At 72.9% G+C, this 19,656-nt stretch carries 20 protein-coding genes; 13 read left to right on the top strand and 7 right to left on the bottom strand.

The window, feature by feature from the left end:
* Positions 1–78: 78 nt before the first annotated feature.
* Positions 79–1,107, bottom strand: a complete 1,029-nt coding sequence (locus tag ACN27D_RS20360; protein ID WP_421499724.1) for a hypothetical protein — start codon at positions 1,105–1,107, stop codon at positions 79–81.
* Positions 1,108–1,191: 84 nt separating this feature from the next.
* On the opposite strand from ACN27D_RS20360, the gene ACN27D_RS20365 reads away from it, so the two are divergent.
* A complete protein-coding gene (locus ACN27D_RS20365) occupies positions 1,192–2,232 on the top strand; it encodes a S66 family peptidase (RefSeq protein WP_421499725.1) in 1,041 nt (346 codons plus the stop codon).
* A gap of 93 nt (positions 2,233–2,325) precedes the next feature.
* Here ACN27D_RS20365 and ACN27D_RS20370 read toward each other — a convergent pair whose 3' ends face one another.
* Positions 2,326–3,234, bottom strand: coding sequence for a cyclase family protein (locus tag ACN27D_RS20370; protein ID WP_421499726.1), 909 nt, complete (start codon positions 3,232–3,234; stop codon positions 2,326–2,328).
* Between the two features lie 156 nt (positions 3,235–3,390).
* Here ACN27D_RS20370 and mfd point away from each other — a divergent pair, with 156 nt between their 5' ends.
* From mfd to ACN27D_RS20390, 4 genes are all read left to right on the top strand, one after another.
* A complete protein-coding gene (gene mfd, locus ACN27D_RS20375) occupies positions 3,391–7,047 on the top strand; it encodes a transcription-repair coupling factor (RefSeq protein ID WP_421499727.1) in 3,657 nt (1,218 codons plus the stop codon).
* Between the two features lie 103 nt (positions 7,048–7,150).
* Positions 7,151–7,921, top strand: a complete 771-nt coding sequence (locus ACN27D_RS20380; protein ID WP_358169512.1) for a hypothetical protein — start codon at positions 7,151–7,153, stop codon at positions 7,919–7,921.
* A complete protein-coding gene (locus tag ACN27D_RS20385) occupies positions 7,918–8,907 on the top strand; it encodes a nucleoside triphosphate pyrophosphohydrolase (RefSeq protein WP_358169514.1) in 990 nt (329 codons plus the stop codon). The genes ACN27D_RS20380 and ACN27D_RS20385 overlap by 4 nt, the downstream gene beginning before the upstream one ends.
* Positions 8,908–9,385: 478 nt before the next feature.
* Entirely contained in the window at positions 9,386–11,005 is a 1,620-nt protein-coding gene (locus ACN27D_RS20390) for a DUF885 domain-containing protein (protein ID WP_121686511.1), read from the top strand.
* 30 nt (positions 11,006–11,035) lie between these two features.
* Here ACN27D_RS20390 and ACN27D_RS20395 read toward each other — a convergent pair whose 3' ends face one another.
* Both ACN27D_RS20395 and ACN27D_RS20400 read right to left on the bottom strand, forming a co-directional pair.
* Entirely contained in the window at positions 11,036–11,956 is a 921-nt protein-coding gene (locus tag ACN27D_RS20395; RefSeq protein WP_421499728.1) for an NAD(+) diphosphatase, read from the bottom strand.
* A complete protein-coding gene (locus ACN27D_RS20400) occupies positions 11,953–12,645 on the bottom strand; it encodes a hypothetical protein (protein WP_120571602.1) in 693 nt (230 codons plus the stop codon). Before ACN27D_RS20400 ends, ACN27D_RS20395 begins: the two co-directional genes overlap by 4 nt.
* 212 nt (positions 12,646–12,857) lie before the next feature.
* On the opposite strand from ACN27D_RS20400, the gene eno reads away from it, so the two are divergent.
* From eno to ACN27D_RS20425, 5 genes are read left to right on the top strand one after another with little or no spacing between them, the layout of a single operon-like run.
* Positions 12,858–14,141 (top strand): phosphopyruvate hydratase, encoded by a 1,284-nt coding sequence (eno, locus tag ACN27D_RS20405; protein WP_013284093.1) that lies wholly within the window; start codon positions 12,858–12,860, stop codon positions 14,139–14,141.
* Between the two features lie 28 nt (positions 14,142–14,169).
* Positions 14,170–14,805 (top strand): FtsB family cell division protein, encoded by a 636-nt coding sequence (locus tag ACN27D_RS20410; protein ID WP_421499729.1) that lies wholly within the window; start codon positions 14,170–14,172, stop codon positions 14,803–14,805.
* Between the two features lie 23 nt (positions 14,806–14,828).
* Positions 14,829–15,386 carry a DUF501 domain-containing protein gene (locus tag ACN27D_RS20415; protein WP_013284095.1) on the top strand — a complete coding sequence of 186 codons (558 nt, stop codon included), beginning with the start codon at positions 14,829–14,831 and terminating at the stop codon, positions 15,384–15,386.
* Position 15,387: 1 nt separating this feature from the next.
* Complete coding sequence (locus ACN27D_RS20420; RefSeq protein WP_252449820.1) at positions 15,388–15,897, top strand: amino-acid N-acetyltransferase; 510 nt, start codon at positions 15,388–15,390, stop codon at positions 15,895–15,897.
* A gap of 42 nt (positions 15,898–15,939) precedes the next feature.
* Positions 15,940–16,869: a Ppx/GppA phosphatase family protein gene (locus tag ACN27D_RS20425; RefSeq protein ID WP_358170448.1), complete on the top strand. Its 930-nt coding sequence runs from the start codon at positions 15,940–15,942 to the stop codon at positions 16,867–16,869.
* Positions 16,870–16,976: 107 nt separating this feature from the next.
* On the opposite strand, the gene ACN27D_RS20430 is transcribed toward ACN27D_RS20425, so the two are convergent.
* Positions 16,977–17,165 carry a hypothetical protein gene (locus ACN27D_RS20430; protein WP_205775921.1) on the bottom strand — a complete coding sequence of 63 codons (189 nt, stop codon included), beginning with the start codon at positions 17,163–17,165 and terminating at the stop codon, positions 16,977–16,979.
* An 88-nt stretch (positions 17,166–17,253) separates the two neighbouring features.
* On the opposite strand from ACN27D_RS20430, the gene ACN27D_RS20435 reads away from it, so the two are divergent.
* From ACN27D_RS20435 to ACN27D_RS20445, 3 genes are read left to right on the top strand one after another with little or no spacing between them, the layout of a single operon-like run.
* Positions 17,254–17,532, top strand: a complete 279-nt coding sequence (locus ACN27D_RS20435) for a hypothetical protein (protein ID WP_421499730.1) — start codon at positions 17,254–17,256, stop codon at positions 17,530–17,532.
* Between the two features lie 48 nt (positions 17,533–17,580).
* Positions 17,581–17,913 (top strand): PadR family transcriptional regulator, encoded by a 333-nt coding sequence (locus tag ACN27D_RS20440; RefSeq protein ID WP_041798804.1) that lies wholly within the window; start codon positions 17,581–17,583, stop codon positions 17,911–17,913.
* The gene (locus ACN27D_RS20445; protein ID WP_358169521.1) at positions 17,910–18,872 is read left to right on the top strand and encodes an HAAS signaling domain-containing protein; all 963 of its coding nucleotides are present in this window, start codon (positions 17,910–17,912) and stop codon (positions 18,870–18,872) included. Before ACN27D_RS20440 ends, ACN27D_RS20445 begins: the two co-directional genes overlap by 4 nt.
* Before the next feature lie 84 nt (positions 18,873–18,956).
* Here the strand turns inward: ACN27D_RS20445 and ACN27D_RS20450 are convergent, their stop codons facing one another.
* Together ACN27D_RS20450 and ACN27D_RS20455 are read right to left on the bottom strand one after the other, a co-directional pair.
* Positions 18,957–19,274: a helix-turn-helix domain-containing protein gene (locus ACN27D_RS20450; RefSeq protein WP_358169522.1), complete on the bottom strand. Its 318-nt coding sequence runs from the start codon at positions 19,272–19,274 to the stop codon at positions 18,957–18,959.
* The gene (locus ACN27D_RS20455) at positions 19,271–19,633 is read right to left on the bottom strand and encodes a type II toxin-antitoxin system RelE/ParE family toxin (RefSeq protein WP_358169524.1); all 363 of its coding nucleotides are present in this window, start codon (positions 19,631–19,633) and stop codon (positions 19,271–19,273) included. Before ACN27D_RS20455 ends, ACN27D_RS20450 begins: the two co-directional genes overlap by 4 nt.
* Between the last annotated feature and the right edge of the window lie 23 nt (positions 19,634–19,656).

The raw sequence follows: 19,656 nt of genomic DNA on the forward strand, positions 1-19,656 counted from the left end.
CTCTGGATGGTATCCGCGTGGGCCCGGGGGACAGGAGGGGGACACCGTGATGATCTGCACTCTGGGACGGTTTGCCGGTCAGCCCTGATCGGCGGCGTTCCGCCCCGGTGCGGGTCGCCGGCGGGCGCGGAACATGGTCGCGGTGAGCAGACCGGCCAGGCCGGCGACCACCCAGACCAGCAGCCCGGTCAGCGCCCAGCCACCACCGCGCCAGTCGAAGTAGATCGCCGACTTGAACAGGTCGGTGGCCAGGCCGGGCACGTTCCAGCGGTGCATCCCGCGCAGGAACGGCGGCAGGAACTCGGGCGCGTAGATGCCGCCGGAGCCGGGGTTGCCGAGCACCACGAGCAGCAGGATCACGATGCCGGTGCCGAGCAGCCCGAGCCAGCCCTGCACGGCGGCGGCCACCATCCCGGCCGCGAACGCGGCGAGCGCCCCGACCACCGCTACCGTCGCCACACGGTCTTCGAACACGCCGAGGACCGGTCCGACCAGGATCGCCCCGATGACGCCGAGCAGGATCGCGTGCACCGCGAGCGTGGCGATCCGCAGCCCGGCCCGGCGCAGGTCGCGCGGGCTCGTGCCGAGCGAGATGCCGAGCGCCGTGGACGCCAGGTAGCCGCCGAGCACCACGCCGACGGCCAGGTAGAACGGGACCAGGCCGCGCGGGTCGTCGGCGGAGACCGGCACGTCGTCGGTGACCTGGAGCGGCACCCCGGCCTGCCGGGCCGCCTCGGTGAACACGTCGGTGACGAGTTCGGTGGCGGCGGGCGCGCCGGCGCTGGCGGTGGCGAGCGTCAGGCCGCCGTCCGGGGCGGAGCTGAGCACCGCGTACACCGACCGGTCGGTGAGGCCGTCCTGGGCGGCGCCGCGGCTGTCGTACCCGATCGGTTTGATCGTGTCGGTGCGGGCGCGGACGGCGGACATCACGGCCTGCGCCTGCTGGTCGCTCGTGACGACGGCGACCGGCACGTCGCGCGGGTCCGGCTTGTGCAGCGCGCCGACGTAGGCGGCGATGAACGCGCTGGCCAGCGCCAGGGTGCCGAGGATCAGCGCCGCCGTGCGGGGCAGCCAGTCCCGGGTACGCAGCTCCGGCTCGTCGTCCACGGCCACAGCCTATTGCGGGCATATGCCCGTCTCGTGCGGTTTCGTCGGGCGAAAACCGCTGGTCCCGGCCGATAGCGTCGGCTCATGCAGGTGCCTGTCTATCCCGCCAAACCGCAGCCGGGCGACCGCGTCGCGGTCGTCTCGCCCTCCGCCGGCCTGCCGGGTCTCTTCCCCCACGTGTACGAGCTGGGGCTGCGCCGGCTCCGCGACGAGCTGGGTCTGGAGCCGGTGGAGTATCCGACCACCCGGGTCATGGGCGCCGACCCGCGCGACCGGGCACGTGACCTGACCGCCGCGTTCGCCGACCCGACGATCACCGCCGTGCTGGCCACGGTCGGCGGGGACGACCTGATCACCGTCACGCCGTACCTGGACGACGACGTGCTGCGGGCCAACCCGAAGCCGTACTACGGCTACTCGGACAACACCAACGTGCTCAACCACCTGTACCGGCTGGGTGTCGTCGGCTACCACGGCGGGTCGGTGCTGGTGCACCTCGGGCGCTCCGGCAAGCCGCACCCGCTCACGCTCGACTCGCTGCGCGCCGCGCTGTTCACCACCGGCTGGTACGACCTGACCGCCGCCCCCGAGTGGGGTGACGAGCCGTGCGACTGGCGTGACCCGGCCACGCTCGCCGAGGAGCCGCCGATGTACCCGTCCGAGGGCTGGCGCTGGCACGGCCCGGCCCGGGTGGTGCGGGGCCGGACGTGGGGCGGCAACCTGGAGATCCTGCACTGGCTGATGGCGGCCGACCGCGTTCCGCGCGCGGCCGACCTGGCCGGCTCGGTGCTGGTGCTGGAGACGTCGGAGGAGTTGCCGTCCGCGCAGGAGGTCTTCCGGATCGTGCGCAACATGGGCGAGCGGGGTCTGCTCGCCGCCGTCCCGGCGATCGCGGTCGGCCGCCCCAAGGCGTGGGACTTCGACCGGCCGCACTCGGTCGCGGAGCGGCTGGCCTGGGCCGCCGACCAGCGGGCGGCGATCCTGCGGGCGATCGCCCCCTACGCCGACGACCCGGTGGTGGTCTTCGACGTCGACCTGGGCCACACCGACCCGCAGGTGATCATCCCGTACGGCGGCGAGATCCGGGTGGACGCCGTGGAGCGCCGGATCGCCGTGCGCTACTGACCCCGGACGGGTTCGCCGCCAGTCCGGCGAGGTGGTGGCACCACGAGGACCGTGATGCCGCCACCTCGGCGAAGTGGTGTGGATCTTGCTGGGTCAGGCGTCCACGACGGCGAAGGCGCGAACCGGGAACGTGCCCATGCCGGCCACCCGCGGCGGGGCGGCGGTGAACCGGAAGCCGGTCGGGGGCAGCGCGTCCAGGCCGGTCAGGTGCTCCACGATCGGGATGCCGGCGGCCAGCAGACCGGTGTGCGCCGGGCGCTGACCCGCTGCCGCCGCCGTCATGTCGTCGATGTTGATCGAGTCGATGCCGACCAGAGCCGCGCCCGCCTCGGCCAGCCACTGCGCGCCGTCACCGGTCAGGTAGGGCGCCTCCGCAGCGGCGTACGCGTCGGTGCCGAAGTGCGCGTCCCAGCCGGTGTGCAGCAGCACCGCGCACCCGGCCACGTCGTACGGGGCGAGCAGCAGCCTGTCCACCGCGCGGGTACCGGCCGGCACGCGTACCACCAGGCCGGGCAGGTCGGCGAGGCGGTCCAGCGGCACCCCGGTCAGGTCCGGGCCGTCGGCGAAGCGGTGCGACGGCGTGTCCACGTACGTGCCGGTGTTGGCGACCATGTCGATCCGCGCGACGTGGAACTCGACACCCGGCGCGTACCGCTCCCGGGACGCCTCCCGGGTCAGCCAGTCGCTGATCGCCGGGCCGGGCCAGCCGGGCAGCGTGACCAGGCCGTCGGTGATCACGTGACTCAGTTCGACGAGCTTCCGGCCGCCGCCGGCCGGGGCGGCCACCCCTCGCCCGCCCTTGTGCGGCTCCTCGACGACGGTCCGGTTGGTGATCCGTACCTCGCCGACCATGAGCAGTCCCAGGTGCCGGACCAGCAGCGCGGCCACCTCGTCGTCGGTGACGTCCGGGTGCGGCACGTCCAGCCGGAACCCGTCGGTGCGCAGACCGCCACCGTTTGCGAAAACCACCTCGGCGTCGAAGACCGCCCGATACTCGACCATCCGCCCACCGCACCACGTGCCGTGGCGCAGCGTCAAGATCCGCAAGCTGGGCAGGCCCGGATTGTCGGGACAGGGGGATAGGCTCGAACGGTGCACCCCCCGTCCGGCTGGACGCGGGGTCGTCGTCGTGTGTCGATCCGCTGGAAGTGATCACTGATGCTCACCGGACTCTTCTCCGCCGCCCTGGCCGACCCGGGGCTGGCCCGGGCGCGTGACCTGGCGCGCTCCGGTGCCGCGCAGGTCGACGGGCTCGACCTGACCGCCCCGGCCGCGCTGCGCCCGTTCGCGGTGGCAGCGGTCGCCGCCGACGAGCCGGCCGGCGGCGCGGGCCGCCCCGTGCTCGCGGTCACCGCCACCACCCGGGAGGCCGACGACCTGGCCTCCGCGCTGGGCAGCCTGCTGCCGCCGGAGCAGGTGGCGGTCTTCCCCTCCTGGGAGACGCTGCCGCACGAGCGCCTGTCGCCCCGCTCCGACACGGTCGGGCGGCGCCTCGCCGTGCTGCGCCGGCTCGCCCACCCGGACGCCGCCGACGCGCACGGCCGCACCGGGCCGCTGCGGGTCGTCGTCGCGCCGGTCCGCTCGCTGCTCCAGCCGCAGCTCAAGGGCCTCGGCGACCTGGAGCCGGTGCAGCTCGCCGCCGGGGACGAGGCCGACCTGGAGGAGGTCGCCCGCCGGCTCACCGACATGGCGTACGCCCGGGTCGACCTGGTCACCAAGCGCGGCGAGTTCGCCGTACGCGGCGGCATCCTGGACGTCTTCCCGCCCACCGACGAACACCCGTCCCGGGTCGAGTTCTGGGGCGACGAGGTGGAGGAGATCCGCACCTTCGCGGTCGCCGACCAGCGCACCATCGAGGGCGTCGCGCAGCTCTGGGCGCCACCGTGCCGGGAGCTGCTGCTGACCCCGGCGGTGCGGGAGCGGGCCGCCGCGCTCGCCGCCGAGCACCCCGAGCTGGCCGAGATCCTGGACAAGCTGGCCGAGGGCATCCCGGTCGAGGGCATGGAGTCCCTCGCCCCCGCGCTGATCGGCGCCGACGCGCTGGAACTGCTCGTCGACTGCATGCCGGCCGGCACCCACGTCCTCCTCTGCGACCCCGAGCGCATCCGCACCCGCGCGCACGACCTGGTCCGTACCTCGGAGGAGTTCCTCCAGGCCAGCTGGGCCGCGGCCGCCGTCGGCGGCCAGGCCCCGGTCGACCTCGGCGCCGCCGCCTTCAAGACCCTGGCCGAGGTACGCACGGCGGCCCGCGCCCTGCGCCAGCCCTGGTGGACGCTCGCGCCGTTCGGCCTGGTCGAGGCGGACGCAGCACCGGCCCGGCAGCCCTGGGAGGACGAGCCGGCCGCTGTCGACGTCACCCCCGACGACGCCATCGCGGTGAGCCTGGCCGCCCAGCCGGCCCCGCTCTACCACGGCGAGACCGCCCGGGTGGTCGACGACCTCAAGCGCTGGGCCGGCGAGGGCTGGTCGATCGCGCTCGTGTTCGAGGGGCACGGTCCCGCCCAGCGGGCCGTCGAGGTGCTGCGCGACGCCGGTCTCGGCGCCCGGCTCACCGAGGAGGTGCCCACCGCGCCCGCACCCGGCGAGCTGCTCGTGTCCTGCGGCTGCCTGACCGCCGGGTTCGTCGACGAGGCGTCGAAGTTCGTGCTGCTCACCGGCAACGACGTCACAGGCGGCCGGGGTACCTCCACCCGCGACATGCGCAAGATGCCCAGCCGGCGGCGCAACACCATCGACCCGCTGGAGCTCAAGGCCGGCGACTTCGTGGTGCACGAGCAGCACGGCATCGGCCGGTACGTCGAGCTGGTGCAGCGCACAGTCAACGGCGCCAGCCGCGAATACCTGGTCATCGAGTACGCGCCGAGCAAGCGCGGCCAGCCCGGCGACCGCCTGTTCGTCCCCACCGACCAGCTCGACCAGCTCTCCCGCTACGTCGGCGGCGAGCAGCCCACGCTGCACAAGATGGGCGGCTCGGACTGGCAGAAGTCCAAGGCCCGGGCCCGCAAGGCGGTCCGCGAGATCGCCGCGCAGCTCATCCAGCTCTACGCCGCGCGCAAGGCGTCCAAGGGGCACAACTTCGGCCCCGACACCCCGTGGCAGCGGGAGCTGGAGGACGCGTTCCCCTGGCAGGAGACACCCGACCAGATGGCCGCCATCGAGGAGGTCAAGCGGGACATGGAGCAGACCGTCCCGATGGACCGGCTGATCTGCGGCGACGTCGGCTACGGCAAGACCGAGATCGCGGTACGGGCGGCGTTCAAGGCGGTGCAGGACGGCAAGCAGGTGGCCGTGCTGGTGCCCACCACGCTGCTGGTGCAGCAGCACTACAACACGTTCGCCGAGCGGATGAGTCAGTTCCCGGTGTCGATCCGGCAGCTGTCCCGGTTCCAGACGCCGAAGGAGACCGAGCAGACGCTGGAGATGGTCGCCGCCGGCACCGTCGACATCGTCATCGGCACCCACCGGCTGCTCCAGGCGTCCACCCGGTTCAAGCAGTTGGGCCTGGTGATCATCGACGAGGAGCAGCGGTTCGGCGTCGAACACAAGGAGCACCTGAAGACGCTGCGCGCCTCGGTCGACGTGCTCGCCATGTCGGCCACCCCGATCCCGCGCACGCTGGAGATGGCGATCACCGGCATCCGGGAGATGTCCACCATCGCCACGCCGCCGGAGGAGCGGCACCCGGTGCTCACGTTCGTCGGCGCGTACGACGACCGGCAGGTGGCCGCGTCCATCCACCGTGAGCTGCTGCGCGACGGTCAGGTCTTCTACCTGCACAACCGGGTCGAGTCGATCGAGAAGACGGCCCGCAAGCTCCGGGAGCTGGTGCCGGAGGCCCGCGTCGCGGTGGCGCACGGACAGATGGGCGAGGAAGCGCTGGAGAAGGTGATGGTCGGCTTCTGGGAGAAGGAGTTCGACGTCCTCGTCTGCACCACGATCGTCGAGTCCGGCATCGACATCCCGAACGCCAACACGCTCATCGTGGAGCGGGCCGACCTGCTCGGCCTGGCCCAGCTGCACCAGATCCGCGGCCGGGTCGGCCGGGGCCGGGAGCGGGCGTACGCGTACTTCCTCTACCCGCCGGAGAAGCCGCTCACCGAGAACGCGCACGAGCGGCTGGCGACCATCGCCCAGCACACCGAACTCGGCGCCGGCATGTACGTGGCGATGAAGGACCTGGAGATCCGCGGCGCCGGCAACCTGCTCGGCGGCGAGCAGTCCGGCCACATCGAGGGCGTCGGCTTCGACCTGTACGTGCGGATGGTCGGCGAGGCGGTCTCCGCCTTCAAGGGCGAGAGCACTGAGGAGGAGACCGAGGTCAAGGTCGACCTGCCGATCGACGCGCACCTGCCGCACGACTACGTCGCGGTGGAGCGGCTGCGCCTGGAGATGTACCGCAAGCTCGCCGAGGCCCGCGACGAGGAACGCCTGCGCGAGGTGGTGGCCGAGATGACCGACCGGTACGGCGAGCCGCCCGCGCCGGTGCAGAACCTCGTCGCGGTGGCCCGGTTCCGGCTGCTGGCCCGCCGCTACGGGCTCACCGACGTGTCGATGCAGGGCAAGCACATCCGGTTCGGCCCGCTGCCGCTGCCCGACTCGAAGCAGATGCGGCTCAAGCGCTACCACCCGGACTCGGTCTACAAGCCGGCGCTCGACCAGGTCAGCGTGCCCCGGCCGAGCACCCGGCGGATCGGCGGCGAGCCGTTGCGCGACCAGGCGCTGCTGGAGTGGTGCGGGCAGCTCCTGGCCGACGTCCTCGGCAAGCCCGAGGAGCTGGCCGGTGTTGCCAGCCCCGCAGTGGCGAGCGGACGATGACCAGCAAGCCCGAGGAGTTCGCCGGTGTCGCCCGGTCGGCGGCGGGTGCGCGATGAGGTGGGCGGAGTCACAGGTCCGTACTCGCCGTGAGAGAGTGACCCTCATGCGTGCTCGCCGTTCCCTCGTCGCCGTCAGCGTCGCGGCCCTTGCCGCGCTCTCTCTCGCCGCCTGTGGCCGCTCCGCCCCGGACGTCGCCGCGTACGTCGGCGACAGCCGGTACTCCGTCGACCGGGTCGACGCGATCTACGAGGACGCGCAGCGGCAGTACGCGGACGCCGTCCGTAGCCAGTCCCCGCAGACGCCGTCGCCGGCGGAGCTGCGGTCCTCGGTGACCCGGCAGGACGTGCTGAACCTGCTGGTCGCGATCGACCTGGGCAAGCGCGTGGTGGCCGACAAGGGCCTCCAGGTCACCGACCAGATCTCCCCGGAGCAGATCCAGCAGGCGCTCCGCATGCCGGCGACCACCGAGTACACGAAGCTGTGGGGCGAGTGGGTCGACCTCTCCGGCACGCTCCAGCAGAGCCTGCCCCCGGCCGACCTCAGCGACGAGTCCCTGATGGCCGTCTACCACGCCCTGGAGAAGACCGGGGCGATCCAGCCGGGCCTGAGCGTCGACCAGGTCCGGCAGGCGTTCGGCGAGGCCGGGTTCGTCCGCACCGCCACCGCGCTCAGCAGCGCGCTGCAGGAGCAGGCCGAGAAGTCGGACGTCCGCGTCAACCCGCGGTTCGGCGTGACGGGCGTGCCGTCGCTGGTCAACACCGGCCAGTCGTTCGTCTTCTACTCCCTGCCGTACGTCGACCAGGACGGCCCGGTCACCGACATCTCGACGCCGGAGGCGCCGGCCTCCGACTCCCCGGCTCCCGGAGCCGTATGACCGCCCGGATCGTCCTGCTCGTCACCTCACCCCGGCTGCCCGCCGGCCTGCTGACCTCGGCCGCCTGGGACGCCGTACGCTCCGCGCCGGTTCTCGCCGGTGCGGAGAGCGAGCTGACCCGCGCGGTCCGGACAGCCGGCGCCGACGTCAGCGTGGTGACCGAGGGTGCGACCCAGGCGCTGCTCGACGCCGCCGCCGCGCGGGGCGGCGCGGTGTGGCTGGCCGGCCCGGCCGGCGACGAGACGCTGGCCCGTGAGCTGGGGCTACGGCTGGCGCGCGAGCCCGGCCTGGCCGAACTGGAGCTGATGTACGGCTCGTGGGACCCGCCCGGCGCCCGGCTGCTCGACGCGGTCGAGGTGATGGACCGGCTGGCCTCCCCCGGAGGCGATCCGTGGAAGCGGGCGCAGACCCACCGCACCCTGGCCGGGTTCCTGCTGGAGGAGTGCTACGAGGCGTACGACGCGATCAGCGCCGACGACACCGACGCGCTCCGCGAGGAACTGGGTGACGTGCTGCTCCAGGTGCTGCTGCACGCCCGGCTGGCGGAGAACCTGCCGGAGGGCAAGAGCTGGACCGTCGACGACGTCGCGGGCACGCTGGTCGACAAGATGGTGCGGCGCAACCCGCACGTGTTCTCCGGCGAGCCGGCCGGCTCGATCGAGGAGATCGAGGCGAACTGGGAACGCATCAAACGGGCCGAGAAGACCCGCGAATCGGTGCTGGACGGTATCGCGCTGAGCCAGCCCGCGCTCTCGCTGGCCGCGAAGATCCTGGACCGGGCCGGCCGGGTCGGCCTCGCCGTACCGCCCCCGCTGGCCGAGTCGCAGGTGGACCCGGAGGCCCGGCTCGGCGCGAGCCTGCTGGCCGCCGTCGCCGCCGCCCGTCAGGCCGGCATCGACCCGGAGGCCGCGTTGCGGCGGGCCACCTTGGCGTACGCCGAAGCGGTCCGAGCCGCCGAACGCACCACCCCGAACCACCCCACCTGACCCAAGCCGCCCCGCCCGCGGCGCCGCCCCGCACCCCGCCCCAGGCCCGCCCGGCCCGCCCCGCCCCGGCCCGGCCCGGCCCGGCCCGCCCCGGCCCGCGATCTTGCACTTGCTGCCCGTGGATGTCGTGAATGCCCCATTCGCCCGGGCGCAAAGTGCAAGATCGCCGCAGATGACGCCCCGCCTCCCGGCACGCGAGACATGCAGTCCGCATTCCGGGCGTTGCTGTAGATCTTGGTAGGAAAGTGCCCTCATGGGGGCCTTTTCGTACCAAGATCTACAGGCTGCCCGGGCCGTGGTGCTCGCCACACGCGCCTCCAGGCGACTCCGGGCGGTGATCAAGGAGTTCGTGTCGGGATTGGAGGCTGACGAGGACACAAACTCCTTGATCAACGCGGAGGGGGGAGAGGGGGAGAGGGGGAGAGGGAAGGGGAGGCGGCGCGGGGAGGAGGGAAGGGGCGGTCGGTAGGGTCGGGGGATGGAAGCGTTCGGGCCGCTGGCGGAGCGGATCGTGGAGGCGTTGCTGGAGAGCCGGCCCGGGTTGGCCACCTCCGCCGGAGACCACCGGTACGACGACCGGCTGCCCGATCTCTCCGCCGACGCCCTCGCCGCCGACCAGGCGATGCTGAAGGACGCGGCCGACGCGCTCGCGGAGATCGACCCGGACGCGCTCGACCCGGCGGAGAGCGTCGACCACGCGCTGCTCGCCAGCCTCGTCGACCGAGGTCTGTTCGAGGCCACCGAGATCCGCACCCACGAGTGGGATCCGCTGCGCCACAATCCGGGGCCGCTGCTGCACGCCCTGCTGGCCCGTCCCTTCGCCCCGGCCGAGGAGCGCCTGACCAGCCTGGCCGGGCGTCTGTCGGCCGTACCCGATGCGCTGTCGACGGCGCGCGCGACGCTGCGGGACATGCCGCGGGTCCACGCGGAGACGGCGGTCGGGCAGTTCACCGGTACGGCGGCGCTGATCCGCGACGAGGTGCCCGGGCTGCTGGCCGAGGCGCCGGCGTTGCGCGACCGGGTCGGCCCGGCGGCCACCGAGGCGATCGCCGCGCTGGAGGAGTTCGTGGCCTGGCTGCGGCAGGGCCTGGCCGCCGACGCCGGTCCGGGGCGTGACCCGCGGCTGGGCCGGCGGCGCTGGGAGGCGCGGCTGTGGCACACGCTCGACACCGAGCTGAGCGCCGCCGAGGTGCAGCGCCGCGCCTGGGCGAACCTCGACCGGGTCACCGAGGAGATCCGCGCGGCGGCGGTCGAGCTGGTCGGTGGTCCGGCCGACGACGAGACGGTACGCCGGGCGCTGGACCTGCTGGCCGCCGAGCGCCCGGACGACGCCACGATCGTCGACCTCGCCTCGGTCACGCTGGACGAGGCGAGTGACTTCGTCCGCCACCACGACCTGGTCAGCATGGTCAGCGACCCGTGTGTCATCCAGGAGATGCCGGAGTTCGCGCGGGGCGTGGCGGTGGCCTACTGCGACTCGCCGGGGCCGCTGGAGACGGCCGACGTGCCGACGTTCTACTGCATCTCGCCCACCCCGTCGGGCTGGCCGGCGCAGCGGGTCGAGTCGTTCTACCGCGAGTACAACGACCACATGATCCGCAACCTGACCGTGCACGAGGCGATGCCCGGGCACTTCCTCCAGCTCGCCCACGCCCGCCGCTACGAGGGCCCGACGCGGGTACGCGCGCTCACCGAGTCGGGCGTGTTCATCGAGGGCTGGGCGGTCTACGCGGAGGAGCTGATGGCCGGGTTCGGCTTCGGCGGGCTGCCGGTGCGGTTGCAGCAGCTCAAGATGCAGCTGCGGATGACCATCAACGCGCTGCTGGACCAGCTCGTGCACTGCGACGACCTGCCCGAGTCCGAGGCGATGGCGCTGATGACCGGGCGCGGCTTCCAGGAGGAGGGCGAGGCGGCCGGCAAGTGGCGGCGGGCGTTGCTCACCTCGACGCAGCTCTCCACGTACTTCGTCGGCTACAGCGAGATGGCCGACATCGCCGCCGCCCGGCCGGACGGGGTGCCGCTGCGGGACTGGCACGACGCCATGCTGGCGCACGACTGCCCGCCGCCGCGCCACCTGCGGACGCTGCTGGGGGTGTGAGGGTCACCGCGGGCAGCGACCGGCCTGCGGTCACCGCCGGGCGGCGACCGCGTCGATCAGCCAGCGCGACAGGGAGTACGCGGGCGGCAGCTCGGCGGGCAGCGCGCCGGTCGGGAACCAGCGCGCCTCGGTCAGTTCGGTGCCGTCGACGACCGGTTCGGCGGCCGGGTCGGTCACCTCGGCGGTGAACCCGGCGAGCAGCGTGCCCGGTCCGGACAGCGCCCACGGCTGGCTGTCCACGTACACCGGTCGCCGCAGCGTCAGGCCGACCTCCTCGGCGACCTCGCGGTGCACCGCGGCCTCCAGCGACTCGCCCGCCTCGACGAATCCGGCGACGAGCGCCCACAGCTGCGTCGGTCCATGCGCGTGGCGGACCAGCAGCAGCTCGTCGGGGCCGTCGGCCGGGCCGGGGCGGGTGATCGCGGTCAGCACCGCGACGGACAGCGGCAGGAACACGGTGAGGTCGCAGTCCGGGCAGTGCCGCGCGGTCTCGCCCGGCACGTCGGCCAGTTCGGCCCGGCACGCGCCGCACCACCTGTGGGTACGCCGCCAGGTGACCACGGCCAGCGCCCGCCCGGCCAGGTCGGCGCGGGGTGCGGGCAGCTCGGCGGCGAGGCCCCGCCAGCTGCGCCACCGGCCGGGCAGCGACTCCGGATCGGCCACCTCGGCCGCCCACGCGGGGATGCCGTCGAGCGTGCCGACCGGGGTCCAGGCGAGGTCGCCGGGCAGCGCGCCGACCCGTAGCGGATGCTCGTCCGGGCCGGTCAGCAGCTTCCGGCCGGCCACCGGCAGCGCCAGGTCGTCGGGCCGAGGCGGCCGCCCGTGACCGGCAGCGGGCAGGAATCCGGTGCCCGGCGGGCGAGCGTCAACGGCCCGGGTCCCGGCGCCGGACGAGGAACCGTCGGCGGCCCGACCTGCGGCACCGGCGGCGGAACCGGCGGGCGGGGTCACGACGTGGACGGGCGGCGGTCCACCACGCCGGCGCCGTCCGGCACCGCGAACGCGGCGGCCTCGACGCTCTCGGTGTAGCGGCTCAGCGTCACCTCGGCGGGCTTGCCGTCGAGCGTGCCGGAGAAGCTGGCCAGCACTCCCTCGTTCGTCACGCAGGCGTTGAAGCGCTCCCCGTCGTGGGTGACGTCGACGCAGGTGGCGTGGCGGCCGGCGAGCGTGGTGTCGCTCTGCTCGATGACCGCCTCCGGCGCCAGCGCGGCGTCGGTGAGCAGCCGGATCACCGCGGGCGGCGTGACCAGGCCCTGCTTGCGCGCCTCGTCGTAGACGATCACCGACGGCTTGCCGGCGGTGAGCACGGGCGGCGAGACGGTGCAGGAGGTACGGGCGGCGGTGCTCGCGCACCGGGTCACCGACTCCTGGGTCACCGTGATCTTGCCGCCGGGCCAGGTGTACGTGGACCGCAGCGGCTTCTTGGTCTGCGCGATCGAGGCGGTCCGGCCGCCGTCGAGCTGGTAGTCGGCGGCCCAGGTCTGCTCCAGCGCCCGGTCCATCCGCGCGGCGAGGTCGTTGACCAGGTCGGCGCGACCGAGCGCGACGTTCGCGTCGTCCAGGGCCTGACAGCCGGTGACCGAGAGCGACGCGATGACCGAGGCGGCGAGCACGCGGAGAGTCGTCGAGGCGGCAGGCATGATGCCCAGCCTTGTCGATCGACGCAACGTCTCGCAAACCGGTTGCCGGTTGACGACCGGTAATCCGGGAATGTCCGTCTCAGCAAGCGCCTCGGGGGCCGCCCCGAGCGGGGTGCGGCAGGGCGGGGACCGATACGCTGCGTTCAACACCTGCCTCAGCCGCACCGTCGCGGCCCATACGGACCGGAACCACACAAACGAGGAGCGACTCAGTGGCAACCATCGAGGGAATCGTCGCCCGGGAGATCCTGGACTCGCGGGGCAACCCGACGGTCGAGGTCGAGGTCGGGCTCGACGACGGCACGATCGCCCGCGCCGCGGTGCCGTCCGGCGCCTCCACCGGCGCCTTCGAGGCGGTCGAGCTGCGCGACGGTGACAAGGACCGCTACCTGGGCAAGGGTGTCGAGAAGGCCGTCGCCAACATCGAGGACCGGATCGTCGACCAGCTCATCGGCTACGAGGCCAGCGAGCAGCGGCTGATCGACCAGAAGATGATCGACATCGACGGCTCGGACAACAAGGGCGAGCTGGGCGCGAACGCCATCCTCGGCGTCTCCCTGGCCGTGGCGAAGGCCGCCGCCGGCAGCGCCGAGCTGAGCCTGTTCCGCTACCTGGGCGGCCCGAACGCGCACCTGCTCCCGGTGCCGATGATGAACATCCTCAACGGTGGCGCGCACGCCGACTCGAACGTCGACATCCAGGAGTTCATGATCGCGCCGATCGGCGCGCCGACGTTCCGGGACGCGCTGCGCTCGGGTGCCGAGGTCTACCACGCGCTGAAGTCGGTGCTGAAGAAGAAGGACCTGTCGACCGGCCTGGGTGACGAGGGCGGCTTCGCCCCGAACCTGCCCACCAACGCCGCCGCGCTGGACCTGATCGCCGAGGCGGTGGAGAAGGCCGGCTACCGGCTGGGCACCGACATCGTCTTCGCGCTCGACGTGGCCGCCACCGAGTTCTTCGACAACGGCACCTACACGTTCGAGGGCAGCGCCAAGAGCGCCGAGGAGATGAGCAACTACTACACCAAGCTCGCCGGCGACTACCCGATCGTGTCGATCGAGGACCCGCTGGCCGAGGACGACTGGAGCGGCTGGGCCACCCTCACCGCCGCGCTCGGCGACCGCATCCAGATCGTCGGCGACGACCTGTTCGTGACCAACCCGCAGCGCATCGCCCGGGGCATCGCCGAGCAGGCCGCCAACGCGGTGCTGGTGAAGGTCAACCAGATCGGCTCGCTCACCGAGACGCTCGACGCCGTCGACCTGGCCCACCGGGCCGGCTTCAAGTGCATGATGAGCCACCGCTCCGGCGAGACCGAGGACACCACCATCGCCGACCTGGCCGTCGCCACCGGCTGCGGGCAGATCAAGACCGGCGCACCGGCCCGCTCGGACCGGGTGGCCAAGTACAACCAGCTCCTGCGGATCGAGGAGGAGCTGGCCGACGCGGCGCGGTACGCCGGTGCCGGCGCGTTCCCGCGCTACCGTTCGGCCTGAGCGAGCGCTCCGGGGGAGGGGTGTGACGATGCAGCAGCGCCGCACACCGGGTGGCCAGCGGCCCGCCCGTCGGCCGGGGCAGCCCGGCCGGACGGGCGGTGCCCGGGTCCGGTCCACGGCACGCGACAGCGGCGTCCGCGCGGAGGCGCGCGCCGCCGGCCGGTCACCCGGCGCGTCTCGGGCCACCGACGGCGTACGCTCCGCGAGCCGCCCCGCCGCGGCCCGGCGTACCGCCGCCGGTGGCCCGGTCAAGCGGCTCACCGCACCCCAACCCCGGCGCTTCACCGGGCGCGCCACAGTGCTGTTCGCGGTGCTGATCGCGCTCGCCCTGGCGTACACCTATCCGGTCCGGGTCTACCTGGACCAGCAGGCCGACATCGAGCGGATGGAGGCGGCGCAGGCCGCCCAGCGGGCCGAGATCGACCGGCTCACCGCCGAGGCGGCCAAGTGGAAGGACCCGGAGTACGTCAAGACGCAGGCCCGGGAGCGGTTCTTCATGGGCAAGCCGGGCGAGACGCTGCTCGTGGTGCTCTCCGACCCGGAGGGCGCCGCGAAGGACGCCGGCAAGGGCGCGAAGCCGGGGGCGCCGAAGCCACCCGAGCCCTGGTACGACACCCTGTGGGGGAGCGTGCGGGCGGCCAACGCCGAGCGCCCCGACAAGTGAGCTTTGATTCGAGAGGCACTTCCTTGAGCGTCGTACCACCGCAGGAGCCGGCGGCGGACTCCGTACCCCCGCCGGAACGCCAGCCGGCCACCGAGGCCGACCTGGCCGCGGTGGCCGCGCAGCTCGGACGCCCGCCGCGCGGCACCCGCGCGGTGGCCCACCGGTGCCCCTGCGGCCTGCCCGACGTGGTGGAGACGACGCCCCGGCTGGCCGACGGCACGCCGTTCCCGACGCTGTTCTACCTGACCTGCCCGCGCGCCACGGCGGCGTGCAGCCGGCTGGAGTCGGCCGGGCTGATGAAGGAGATGGCCGAGCGGCTCGCCGAGGATCCGGAGCTGGCGGCGCGGTACCGGGCGGCGCACGAGGACTACCTGACCCGCCGGGAGGCGATCGGCGAGGTGCCGGAGATCGCCGGCATCTCGGCCGGTGGCATGCCGGGGCGGGTGAAGTGCCTGCACGTGCACCTCGGGCACGCGCTCGCGGCCGGGCCGGGGGTCAACCCGTTCGGCGACGAGACGCTGGCGCTGGTGGAGAAGTGGTGGGCGGCCGGGCCCTGCGTGGACGTGCCAGCGGTCCAGTGAGATGAGCGTCGACGAGATCACTGTGCGCCGGGCCCGCACCACCGACGTGCGCGGGATCCGGCGGCTGGTGGACACCTACACCGACGACCGGCGGCTGCTCAGCAAGGCGACTGTGACGCTGTACGAGGACGTGCAGGAGTTCCGCGTCGCGGTGACGTCGGACGGCACTGTGGTCGGCTGCGGCGCGCTGCACGTCATGTGGGAGGACCTGGCGGAGATCCGGACGGTGGCGGTCGACCCGTCCTGCCGGGGCCACCGGATCGGGCACCGGATCGTCGGTGAGCTGATCGACGCGGCGCGGGAGCTGGGCATCGCCCGGATCTTCGTGCTGACGTTCGAGACCGGCTTCTTCGGCTCGTTCGGCTTCCGCGAGATCGACGGCGCACCCGTCCCGCAGCCCGTCTACGAGCAGCTCCTGCGCTCGTACGACGAGGGCGTGGCCGAGTTCCTGGACCTGGAACGCGTCAAGCCCAACACCCTGGGCAACACCCGCATGCTGCTGCGCCTCTGACCCCGGGCGGGCTGCCGTAGGGTGGGCGCCGTGAGTGCGCGTGTGGCCGCCATCGACTGCGGGACCAACTCGATCCGACTGCTGATCGCCGACCTGCCAGAAGCGTCGGCCGGGGAGACGGCGCCGCTGGTGGACGTCAGCCGGCGGATGGAGATCGTCCGGCTGGGGCAGGGCGTCGACCAGACCGGCATGCTCGCCCCGGAGGCGATCGAGCGGACCCGGGTGGCGCTCGCCGACTACGCGGCCGAGATCGAGAAGTCCGGCGTCGAGCGGGTACGCATGTGCGCCACCTCGGCCTCCCGCGACGCCTCCAACGCCGCCGACTTCCGCGCCATGGTCGAGCGCACGCTCGGCGTACCGCCCGAGGTGGTGACCGGCGATGAGGAGGCACGCCTGTCGTTCACCGGCGCGGTGCGCGGCCTGCCCGCCGACGCCGAACCGCCGTACCTGGTGGTCGACATCGGCGGCGGCTCGACCGAGTTCGTCGTCGGCACCCGCGCCGACGGCGTGCGCGGCGCGATCTCGGTGGACATCGGCTGCGTCCGGATGACCGAACGGCACCTGCACGGCGACCCGCCGACAGCGGCGCAGATCGCCGCCGCCGAGGCCGACATCGCCGCCGCCGTCGACCGTGCGCTCGCCGCCGTGCCCGGCCGCGAGGCCGCCACGCTGGTCGGGCTCGCCGGTTCGGTCACCACAGTGGTCGCCCTGGCGCAAGGGCTCCGGGAGTACGACCCCAGCCGCATCCACCACGCCCGGGTCTCGTACGAGCAGGTGGCCGAGGTGACCGCCGACCTGCTCGGCAAGAGCAGCGAGCAGCGGCTGGCGTACCCGGTGATGCACCCGGGACGGGCCGACGTGATCGGCGCGGGCGCGCTGGTGCTGCGAGTGATCATGGAGCGGGCCGGGATGCCCTCGGTGGTCGCCTCCGAGCACGACATCCTCGACGGCATCGCCTGGAGCCTCGCCTAGCCCTCCGGCTCTCTCGCCGCCGCCTCCTCAGGCGGTGATCAAGGAGTTTGTGTCCAATTGAGGCGCCTGTGGGGACGCCAACTCCTTGGTCAACGGCGAGGGTCGGTTCAGTCCGTCGCCAGATCGGGGCGGTGTTCCTTGATCCACTTTTCGACGTCCGACTTCCGCCAGACCTTGCCCATCGCCAGCACTGCGATCGGCTCCGGGAAGTTCCGTTGGTTGGCGATCACCGACGCGCGCTGACGCGACACGTTGCCGAGCATCGCCCGGATCTCCGACACGCCCACCAGCTCCACAGGTTGACGATGGCAGCGTTGCTGTCGGTAGACGCCGACAACTACGCAGGCTGTTGACAGCGACAACAGTAGGCGACACCATCGGGGGATGACCGCGAGGAACTGTTCTCCCGTACCCGAGCGCGGCCGGCGGGCCGTGCTGCCGCACGTACCCATGCGGCCCCTGTGGTTGTGCCGGGCGTGCGCGGCCCCCTGGCCGTGCCAGCCGGCGCGGTTGTTGCTGCTCCTCGACTACCGGCGTGACCGCGTCGCCCTGTCGATCCACATGGCGAGCTGCCTGTTCGACGCAACCGCCGACCTGCTGCGCACCAACCCGAATCCGGCCGACCTGTTCGACCGTTTCATCGGGTGGACCGCTCGTCTGTAGGTGCTGTGTCGTTGACGGTAGTGCGCAATACGCACTAGTGTGCTGAGCGTGGATACCACGCAGCTCCTCAAGGGCGTGCTCGACCTGGCGGTGCTCGCCGTGCTCAAGGACGAGGACGGATACGGCTACGACATCCTGCGGCGGCTGCGCGAGGCCGGCCTCACCGAGGTCGGCGACGCCTCGGTCTACGGCACCCTGCGCCGGCTGTTCGCCGCAGGCCTGCTCACCACGTACGTGGTGCCGAGCGAGTCCGGGCCGCACCGCAAGTACTACTCGCTGAACACCGCCGGGCGCGACCAGCTCACCCGCTCCGGCAAGACCTGGCGCTCGTTCGCCACCACCATGGACGCACTGCTCGACGATCGGGGGATGGCGGCATGACCGTCACTGGGCAGGAGATCACGGACTACGTCGACCGGGTACGCGCGGCGCTCGCCGACCTGCCGCCGACGGTCCGCGACGAGCTGACCGAGGACCTGCCGGAACACCTCGCCGAGGTGGCCGCCGAGGGCGAGGGCGCGCTCGTGGACCGGCTGGGCACCCCCGAGGCGTACGCGGCCGAGCTGCGTGCCGCCGCCGGCGCCGGGGAGGGGCGGCGACCGGCGCGCTTCCACCGGCTGGCCGAGGCGCGGGAGCAGGCGGCCACGCAGATCCGCCTGCTCGACCGCCAGCTCGGCCCGGTGCTCGGGCACGAGACGGTGAGCGACTTCCTGCGTCCGCTGCGCCCGGCCTGGTGGCTGGTGCGTGGCTGGCTGGCCGTCCTGGTCGTGGCATGGATGGTGGACGGCCGGTCCGGCCTGGTGCCCCGGCTGGGCGGTAACACTTCCATGGGGCTGCTGCTGCTCATCGGCGCGATCGTCGCGTCCATGTGGTGGGGGCGCCGCTCGGGCGGGATCACCGGGTGGCGGCGACAACTGCACCAGATCGCCACCGCCGCGTTGCTGCTGTTCTCCGTCGCCGTGCTGGTCCAGGTGGACGAGCGCGCCGACGCCGACGTCTACAGCGGTTACGAGCAGACCTCGGTGGACCACCGGTACGACCGGATCGAGGACGTCTTCGTCTACGACCCGCAGGGACGGCTGATCCGCGACGCGCGGCTCTTCGACCAGAACGGCGTGCCGATCCGGCTCGGCTGGCCGAGCTGCATGGACGGCACGGGCGCGGTGCCGGAGATGCGCAACACCTACCCGTACTGCCCGGAGCTGGCCCCGTTCGGCCCACCGGCCTCCCCGTCGATCGCCCCGCCCGCACCCGCGCCCACGGACAGCGCCACCCCGACTGCGCCCGCCATGCCCGCGCCCAGCACCAGCGCTTCCCCGGAACCCACGCCGACGCGCTGAAGCGCGCTCGATCCCGCGAGATCTTGGTAGGAAACGGCCCTCATAGGGGCCGGAATCCTCCAAGATCTCGCGGGGGATTCGCTGTCAGGCGATGGCGGCGATGTCACCGTCGTCGAAGTAGATCGCCTGGTGGAGCCGGCCACCCAGCGCTGCAGCGAACCGGGCCACCACCTCCTGGCCGGAGATCTTTCCCTGCTCGATCTGGGAGACCCGTCCCTTGGTGACGCCCATCCGGTCGGCGACCTGTTGCTGGGTCAAGCCGCGCGCTCGCCGTACCTCCGCGAGGCGGTGGCCGATGACCTCGGCGAGGAGTTCCTGCTTACCCGCATCGACCGCATCTTCCCCGCCGGCCCGGGCGACGTGGTCGGCGCGGATGTCCTGCCACCGGGAGTAGTCGCTCATGCCTTTCCCTCCTCTCGTGCCCGGTCCTTGAGGTAGATCTCGTAGCGGTGCTCGGCGACGGGAATGGCCTCCTGGTACCACGTCTTCCACCGGCCGGACTTGTCGCCGGCGACCAGGAGGATGCTCGAGCGCCACGGGTCGAACGCGAAAAGAATACGCACGGTGCCCGGCCGGAGTTCCTTCAAGTTCGCCATCGACGAACCGTGGATGGTGTCGACAAGGGGTCGTCCGAGTCCTGGTCCGTGCTCTGCCAGGAGGTCGATCGCCTGCACCACCCGCGCATGGGCGGACGCGTCGAGAGTGCCGAGCCACTGCCGCACCTCGTCGACCAGGTAGACGTCCCAGTCTCCAGCCACCACGCGACTAGTTTAGCAATAGCTAT

It is taken from the genome of Micromonospora sp. WMMD1274 (assembly GCF_049179035.1).
In the GTDB taxonomy this organism is placed as follows: domain Bacteria; phylum Actinomycetota; class Actinomycetes; order Mycobacteriales; family Micromonosporaceae; genus Micromonospora; species Micromonospora tulbaghiae.